This window comes from Streptomyces nymphaeiformis, from assembly GCF_014203895.1.
Classification (GTDB): domain Bacteria; phylum Actinomycetota; class Actinomycetes; order Streptomycetales; family Streptomycetaceae; genus Streptomyces; species Streptomyces nymphaeiformis.
In genome coordinates this window covers 480,581-487,000 of the sequence record NZ_JACHJY010000010.1, presented here as the reverse complement: position 1 = coordinate 487,000, position 6,420 = coordinate 480,581, and the positions used below count along the sequence as shown (strand labels likewise).

The following is a 6,420-nucleotide window of genomic DNA, read 5'->3' as shown; positions in this document are numbered from 1 at the left end:
AATCTGGCGTTGATTTTTGGCACGCTGTTGAGTTCTCAAGGTGCGGACGCTTCCTTCGTTCCCGTTTCCGGGCCCTCCGGGCGCTTCCTTCGTTTTCCAGCTTAGCAGATCCGATTTCCGTTTCTGCCACCCGCTGGAGCGGGTTGCTGGGGCAGGAATTCGCTATTCGCGCTTTCCGTTCCCGGCGGGGTTGAACATTACCAGGCTTTCTCGGTCCCCCTGACCACATCCCCTGCGAGCACGCAGAGGTGTAGACCACTGGGGTTAGGATCTGGCTTGATAGGTGCTGCCGACCCGCGACTCAAGGCCGCGTTGGGGTCAGGCAGGAGTACGACAGTACATCCCACCGTCAGTAGAGGCAAATCGTTCAGGTAGTCCCTAGCTCCGCAGAATGGGTACGTCTCGTGCGGAACCGGGACTTCCTATGACATACGCTTCAGAACAGTACGCCGTCCAGGACAGGTAGTGACGGCGTAACACGATCTCCGCCCCTGGGAGGCTTCCCATGACAACCGTGACGTCGCCGCTTGCTGGACGCGCCATCGGTCTCGCCGCAGTTCCCGACCCGGTCTTCTCCGGTGCGATGGTCGGTCCCGGTACCGCCATCGATCCCGTACGTGAGCCTTCGGAGGCCGTCTCCCCGCTCGACGGGGTCATCGTCTCCATGCACCCGCACGCGTTCGTCGTCGTCGACGACGAGGGACACGGTGTGCTGACCCACCTCGGTATCGACACCGTCCAGCTCAACGGCGAAGGCTTCGAGCTGCTCGTCAGCAAGGGTGACCGGGTGACGCGCGGACAGGCCGTCGTCCGGTGGAACCCCGCCTCGGTCGAGGAGGCCGGCAAGTCCCCCATCTGTCCCATCGTGGCCCTCGAGGCCACCGCGGACTCGCTCTCCGGAGTCGTCGAGGACGGCGACGTGAAGGCCGGCGACCAGCTCTTCGGCTGGAGCTGAGCCGGTCCGTCGTCGTGACGACCGCGAGTTCGACATTCAACGCGGCGGCCGGGGCCGCCGCTCAATCGGAGACGGGTGAGATGGAGACAACGCTGCGAGGCGTCGGCGTCAGCCACGGAGTGGCGATCGGCGAGGTCCGGCACATGGGCACGGCGGTTCTGGAGCCGCCGGCCAAGCAGATCCCCGCGGACGAGGCGGAGCGCGAACAGGGGCGCGCCCGTCAGGCCGTGGAGGCTGTGGCCGCGGACCTGATTGCCCGGGGCAATCTGGCCGGCGGTGAGGCCCAGGCGGTGCTGGAGGCCCAGGCGATGATCGCCCAGGACCCGGAGCTCATCGCCGACGTCGACCGCCGGATCGCGGTCGGCAGCACGGCCGAGCGCGGTATCTACGACGCCTTCTCGCACTACCGCGAGCTGCTGGCGGGTGCCGGCGAGTACATGGCGGGCCGGGTCGCGGACCTGGACGACGTGCGGAACCGGATCGTCGCGCGGCTGCTCGGCGTGCCGATGCCGGGCGTGCCGGACAGTGACGAGCCGTACGTGCTGATCGCGCGGGACCTGGCGCCCGCCGACACGGCGCTGCTCGACCCGGCGCTCGTGCTCGGGTTCGTGACGGAGGAGGGTGGGCCGACCAGCCACAGCGCGATCCTCGCGCGGGCGCTGGGTGTGCCGGCGATCGTGGCGCTGCCGGGCGCGGGTGAGCTGGCCGAGGGCACGCTCATCGCGGTCGACGGTTCCACGGGCGAGCTCTTCGTGGACCCGAGCGAGGAGAAGAAGGCGGAGCTGACGAAGGCCGCGGCGGAGCGCAAGGCCGCGCTGGCCACGTCCAGCGGTCCCGGCGCGACCTCCGACGGGCACAAGGTGCCGCTGCTCGCGAACGTCGGCGGTCCTGCGGACGTGCCCGCGGCGGTGGAGGCCGGTGCCGAGGGCGTCGGTCTGTTCCGTACGGAGTTCCTCTTCCTGGACGACAGCAAGAAGGCGCCGTCCGAGGAGAAGCAGGTCGAGGCGTACCGCAAGGTGCTGGAGGCGTTCCCCGAGGGCCGTGTGGTCGTGCGGGTGCTCGACGCGGGCGCCGACAAGCCGCTGGACTTCCTGACGCCGGTGGACGAGCCGAACCCGGCGCTCGGTGTGCGGGGTCTGCGGTCGCTGCTCGACCACCCGGAGGTGCTGCGGACGCAGCTGACCGCGCTGGCGAAGGCGGCCGAGGGGCTGCCGGTGTACCTCGAGGTCATGGCTCCGATGGTGGCCGACCGTACGGACGCGAAGGCGTTCGCCGACGCGTGCCGTGAGGCGGGGCTGCGGGCGAAGTTCGGTGCGATGGTCGAGATTCCCTCGGCCGCGCTGCGGGCGCGTTCGATCCTGCAGGAGGTCGAGTTCCTGTCGCTGGGCACCAACGACCTGGCGCAGTACACGTTCGCGGCCGACCGCCAGGTCGGTGCGGTGTCCCGGCTCCAGGACCCGTGGCAGCCGGCGCTGCTCGACCTGGTGGCGCTGGCCGCCGAGGCGGCCAAGGCCGAGGGCAAGAGCTGCGGTGTCTGTGGCGAGGCCGCTTCGGATCCGCTGCTCGCGTGTGTGCTGACCGGTCTGGGCGTCACCTCTCTCTCCATGGGCGCGGCGTCGATTCCGTATGTGCGGGCGACGCTCGCCAAGTACACGCTGGCGCAGTGCGAGCGGGCCGCGGCCGCGGCGCGTACCGCGGACACGGCGCATGACGCGCGGATGGCCGCGCAGGCGGTGCTGTCCGGGGAGTGACCTCCCGGGATGCTTGACGAAGGGGCTTTCCGTCACGTGGTGACGGGGAGCCCCTTCGTCGTGTGCGGGGTCAGTGGTGGCTGGTCCAGTCGTCGTCGGGGTCGGGGGCGAGGGGGAGGCCGGCGCGGTACTCGACGCCCGGTTCCGGGGAGAGCGGTTCGCCGGTGCGGGCGTCGGTGCAGTAGGCGGCGAAGACCTCGGCCTCGGTGAGGGGGGTCAGGGTGCCGTCGGTGAGGCGCCAGCCGTGGAGCCGATCGGGTGCGCCGGGGGTGGTGGTGCGGAGGACGACTCCGCCGGGTGCCGCGAGGGCGATGCCGGTGGCGAGTACCGCGGTGAACTCCGGTGCCGCGGTTTCGTCGATGGGTGGTGTGGTGCCGTGAGTGTGGAGGACGGCGAGGAGTTGGTCGTCGGCGGCCTGGACGCTGCAGACGAGGTGGTGGGTGCCCGGTCCGGCGGCTTGGAGGAGTCGTAGGAGCAGGCGGCCCGCCCGCGCGTAGGCGGCTTTGCCGATGTCCTTGCCGCAGCGGGCGCAGTCTCCGGCGGTGGCGAGGACGGTGGTGGCGTACTCCCAGGTGGCCTGGCGGACGGCGGTGTCGACGAGTTCGGGGAGGAGGGTGGTGAGGGGCTGCCCGGTGTAGGTGACGCGGGCGCCGGTGATGGCCAGGTGGGCGGTGAAGCGGCTGCGGCTGGCGGGGTGGTCGGGGTCGGTGCCGGTCTCGGCGCACCAGGCCGCGTACTCCTCGGGGTCGAAGAGGGTGACGGTGGTGTGGCCGCCCTGGTTCGCGAGGGTCCTGAGGAGGGCCTCGATCTGTCGCAGGTAGGTGGCGTGGTCGTCGAAGACGAAGGTGCGGTACTGCCGCATGGCGGCGAAGTCCTGCTCGTCGGCGAGGAGTCCGACGGTGCTGGGGACTTCGCGGCGCAGGGCGCGGCGGAGGTGTGCGGTGGTGGTGCCGGTGCGGGTCATGTCTCCCCCTGGTGACGCTCCGATCAGTGCTCACTCACCGTAATCTTCGCCACTGACAGTGACGGCTCGGTGAGGCGTCGGCGGACGAGGCGGTTCTGTGCGGCGGTGGTGGCGACCAGGGCGGCGCCGAGCAGGGGCCAGGCGAGGGGGCCCGCGGAGATGAGGCCGGTCATGAGGAGGGGGCCGGCGAAGCGCTGGGTGGACTGGGCGAGGCCGTGGACTCCGAGGTAGGCGCCCTGGGCGTCGTCGGGGGCGAGGGCGATGGAGAGCTCCCAGGAGGCGATGGTGTGGATCATCTCGGCGAAGGTGAGGGCGACCGCTGCCGTGATCATGGCGGTGATCGCGAGGGTGCGGCCGCCCAGGGCGGAGGCGGCGAGGGCGAGCGTGGCGACCGCGAAGAGGCCGGCCAGGGGGCGGAACAGGCGGCGGGCGGCGTCGGTGGTGGCCCCGAAGCGGGAGAGCGGGACCTGGAAGAGCACGACGAGGGCGCTGTTGACCACCATCAGGAGCGGTGCGAGGCCGACGGGGGCCTCGGTGGCGTGGACGATCCAGAGCGGCAGGGCGACCTGGATGATCGAGTCGTGGAGGTAGAAGACGGCGTCGCCGGTGGTGAACGCGAGGAAGCTGCGGTCGCGCCAGGGGTTGGAGGGCTTGGCGGTGGGGGCCGGGTCGGTGGAGACGGCGGCGACGCGTGAGGTCGCGGGGGCGGGGGGTTCGGCGCAGCGGAGGGTGAGGGCGGCCATCACGAGGTAGGACAGGGCGTCGCCGATGAGCAGGAGCTGGAAGGCGGTGGTGGAGCCGATGGCGAGTGCGGCGGCGGCGCCGAGGCCGCCGAGGGTCCAGCCGAGGTTGCCGGCGGTGCGGTTGATGGCCTGGTAGCGGATGCGGTCGGGGCCGGCGACGCGGGCCGCGTAGAGCTTGGTGAGCACGTTGGTGGCGCGGTCGGGCAGGGCGCCGGCGGCGGAGAAGAGGACGAGGAGCAGGTAGTTGTCGGTGGTGAGGAGGGCGAGGAGGGCGGCGGCGCGCAGGAGTTGGGTGCAGACGATGACGCGGACGAGGGGGAAGCGGTCGGCGAGGCGGCCGCCGAGGGGGGCGCCGGCGATGCCCGCGGCGCCGGAGAGGGCGATGAGGAGGCCGACCTGGCCGAGGCCGAGTCCGGTGACGTAGGTGAAGTAGAGGGCCATGGCCGTGGACCAGAGTCCGGTGCCGCACTTGTCGATGAAGCCGACGAGGAGCATGCGGCGGCCGTCGGTGCCACCGGGGATGCGGTCCTTGAGGGGCTGTCGGGTGGGTGGTGTGGTGCTGCGGCTCATGGGTCCCCCTTGCGAACTTCTTTGTATCGATACATAATTGATTACGTGGCAGCACAATATGCGATCGAAGGGGCGACGGCCAAGGGGATTGCCGCGTCCGTGGAGCGGGGCGTGTCCGAGGGCGGGCTCGCCCCGGGCGACGCCCTGCCGCCGGTGCGGCGGCTCGCCGACGAGTTGGGGGTGAGTCCGGGGACCGTCGCCACGGCTTACAAGGAATTGCGGCAGCGGGGGCTGATCGTCACGCGGGGCCGGGGCGGGACCGTGGTGGCGGACGTGCCGTCGGTGGCCTCCCGGCGTCCGCCGCGCGTGCCCGCCGGCCTGGTGGACCTGGCCGGCGGACATCCGGACCCGGCCTTTCATCCCGTACTGCGACCCCCGGCCTCGGTCGCCCCGGTGTACGGATCCCATCGCGCCGCGCCGCGGCTCGCGCACCTGGAGGCGCTGACCCGGGCGTGGTTCGAGCGGGACGGGGTGCCGGCGGAGCACGTGACCTTCGCGCACGGCGCCCTCGACTGCATCGCGCGGCTGCTTTCCACGGAGCTGCGGCCCGGGGACGCCGTGGCGGTGGAGGATCCGGGATTCCACCATCTGCTCGACCTGGTGCCCGCGTTGGGTCTGCGGATGGTGCCGGTGACGGTGGACGGCGAGGGGCTCGTACCGGAGGCGCTGCGGGCCGCACTGCGGGGCGGGGTGCGCGCGGTGGTGTGCAGTCCGCGGGGCCAGTGTCCGACAGGGGCGTTCTTCACGCGCGCGCGTAGGGACGAACTGGTGGCGGTGCTCCGGGAGTTCCCCGAAGTGCTCGTCGTCGAGGACGATCACAACGCGGAGGTCGGCGGGGCCGCGGCGTACACCCTCGCGGCGGCCGGGCTCGACCGGTGGGCGCAGGTGCGGACCGTGTCCAAGCACCTCGGCATCGACCTGCGCTGGGCCGGGGTCGCGTGCGACGCGGTGACGCTGGCGCGGCACGACGGGCGGATGCTGATGACCTCGGGCTGGGTCAGTCACGTCCTGCAGGAGACGGTGGCGGGTCTGCTCGCCGACGCGGCCGTGCGGGACCTGGTGGCCGCGGGCGAGGCGGCCTACGCGGAGCGGCGCGCGGCGCTGATCGGCGCGCTCGGCGCGTACCGGATCCGGGCGATGGGGTCGAGCGGCCTGAACGTGTGGGTGCCGGTGCGGGACGAGTCGGCGGTCGTGAACGGGCTGCGGACGCAGGGCTGGTGGGTCGCCGCAGGTGCGCGGTTCCGGATCGCGGCCCCTCCGGCCGTACGGATCACGACGGCGACGCTCGCGCCGGCGGACGCGGTGCGGCTTGCGGCGGACTTCGCCGAGGTCCTGGGGGACGCCCAGGCGACGTACGGCGGTTGACCGCGGCCGGGGCGCGCCCGTGACGTGGGGACGTTCCGGGGAGGGTCGAGGCCCTTCCCGGAGCGTCCGGTC

5 protein-coding genes are annotated in these 6,420 nt (G+C 72.0%); 3 read left to right on the top strand and 2 right to left on the bottom strand.

Annotated features, from left to right (window positions below; genetic code table 11):
* The first annotated feature begins 505 nt into the window (after positions 1–505).
* Together GGE06_RS33240 and ptsP are read left to right on the top strand one after the other, a co-directional pair.
* A complete protein-coding gene (locus tag GGE06_RS33240) occupies positions 506–955 on the top strand; it encodes a PTS sugar transporter subunit IIA (RefSeq protein WP_116162103.1) in 450 nt (149 codons plus the stop codon).
* 80 nt (positions 956–1,035) lie between these two features.
* Entirely contained in the window at positions 1,036–2,706 is a 1,671-nt protein-coding gene (ptsP, locus tag GGE06_RS33235) for a phosphoenolpyruvate--protein phosphotransferase (RefSeq protein WP_116162102.1), read from the top strand.
* 70 nt (positions 2,707–2,776) lie between these two features.
* On the opposite strand, the gene GGE06_RS33230 is transcribed toward ptsP, so the two are convergent.
* Together GGE06_RS33230 and GGE06_RS33225 are read right to left on the bottom strand one after the other, a co-directional pair.
* Positions 2,777–3,670 carry a DUF8829 domain-containing protein gene (locus GGE06_RS33230; protein WP_184932528.1) on the bottom strand — a complete coding sequence of 298 codons (894 nt, stop codon included), beginning with the start codon at positions 3,668–3,670 and terminating at the stop codon, positions 2,777–2,779.
* Positions 3,671–3,693: 23 nt separating this feature from the next.
* Positions 3,694–4,983 (bottom strand): MFS transporter, encoded by a 1,290-nt coding sequence (locus GGE06_RS33225; RefSeq protein WP_281402393.1) that lies wholly within the window; start codon positions 4,981–4,983, stop codon positions 3,694–3,696.
* A 45-nt stretch (positions 4,984–5,028) separates the two neighbouring features.
* Between GGE06_RS33225 and GGE06_RS33220 the strand changes: the two genes are divergently transcribed.
* Positions 5,029–6,348, top strand: coding sequence for an aminotransferase class I/II-fold pyridoxal phosphate-dependent enzyme (locus GGE06_RS33220; protein ID WP_116162099.1), 1,320 nt, complete (start codon positions 5,029–5,031; stop codon positions 6,346–6,348).
* Positions 6,349–6,420 lie beyond the last annotated feature (72 nt).